The 1,234-nt window shown below is 54.7% G+C and carries 1 protein-coding gene and 1 pseudogene; both read right to left on the bottom strand.

Annotated features, from left to right (window positions below; genetic code table 11):
• Positions 1-237, bottom strand: a pseudogene (locus KH813_RS06740) (TVP38/TMEM64 family protein); the annotation flags it as partial.
• The coding region (locus tag KH813_RS06735) for a pyridoxal-phosphate dependent enzyme (protein ID WP_303994571.1) at positions 227-1,234 on the bottom strand (1,008 nt) is incomplete at its 5' end. The pseudogene KH813_RS06740 and the gene KH813_RS06735, both read right to left, overlap by 11 nt.

The raw sequence follows: 1,234 nt of genomic DNA, 5'->3' as shown, positions 1-1,234 counted from the left end.
ATTGATGATGACGTCGATGAAAAAGCTGACTGCCATCGCCCATACGCCGAAGCCGCGCAGGTATTCCACCGTGCCGTGAAAATCGCCGACCATGGAAAGGTGCCAAATCGTACCGTAAAATGTCGGATCCAAAAGATGGATCCCACCCAGGATCACGAGCAGAAATACGACCAGTCCCCATTTGAGACGGCGCTCTTCCGCTTCGCTCCACTGCGTATGTTGCCTGTTAATTTTCATTATGCTCCGTCATCGCGGCGATCGTCTCGCGCACAACGTTCTGCAAGTTTTCTTTCTCTACGCTCTCATGAAAGCGCGGTTGTTTTTCGCGCAAATGGAAAAACTGAATCGGCAGCGGCAAACTGGAAACATTGGCGATTTGCCACATGCGATCGAAATCATCGCTCGCGTCTTTGGTGTCGAGTTTCAGCGCCTGCGCGACGGTGTCGGGGAATTTATACGGATGCGCCGTGGAGATAATGACCAGCAGGCGTCCGTCCCGTTCCTTTTGCAACTGACCGCTTACGCCGACCGCCACCGCCGTGTGCGGGTCCATCACATAGCCGTGCTCTTTGTGCATGCGGCCCATGAGGCGAACCGTCTCTTCATCATCCACCCAGCCGCACAGGAAATCATCGGCTCGCGCCATGACATCCGGCGGCAATGTAAAGCTGCCGTTTGCGCGGAGTTCTTCGAGGTATTTCTCCGTCGCCCGCGCATCGCCGTCCAGCAAGTAGTAAATAAAACGTTCCAAGTTCGACGAAATCAAAATGTCCATCGAAGGCGAATGCGTCGCGTGAAATTCGCGGCGACGATCGTATGTGCCCGTACGGAAAAAGTCGGTCAGCACGTGATTTTCATTCGAGGCGCAAATCAGTTTCGCGATCGGCACGCCCAATCGTTTCGCGAGATAACCTGCCAAAATATTGCCGAAGTTGCCGGTCGGCACGCAGACGTCAAATGCTTCGCCCTTTTTGATCTCGCCCGCTTTGACGAGTTCCGCGTAGGTGCGGATATAGTACACGATCTGCGGCAATAGACGTCCGATATTGATCGAATTGGCGCTGGAAAACGCCACGCCGTGATCCTTGGCGTAGGCGCGCAGCTCCGGATCTTCAAACGCCGCTTTGACGAATGTCTGCGCGTCGTCAAAGTTTCCTTCGACACCGTACACGTGCACGTTTTCCCCCTCTTGGGTCTGCATCTGCCATTTTTGCACGGGGCTGACGCCGTGTTC

The sequence above is a fragment of the Negativicoccus succinicivorans genome (assembly GCF_018373335.1).
In the GTDB taxonomy this organism is placed as follows: Bacteria; Bacillota; Negativicutes; order Veillonellales; family Negativicoccaceae; genus Negativicoccus; species Negativicoccus succinicivorans_A.
Note: the sequence above shows the minus strand (reverse complement) of the source record. Positions and strands in the feature narration are given on the sequence as shown.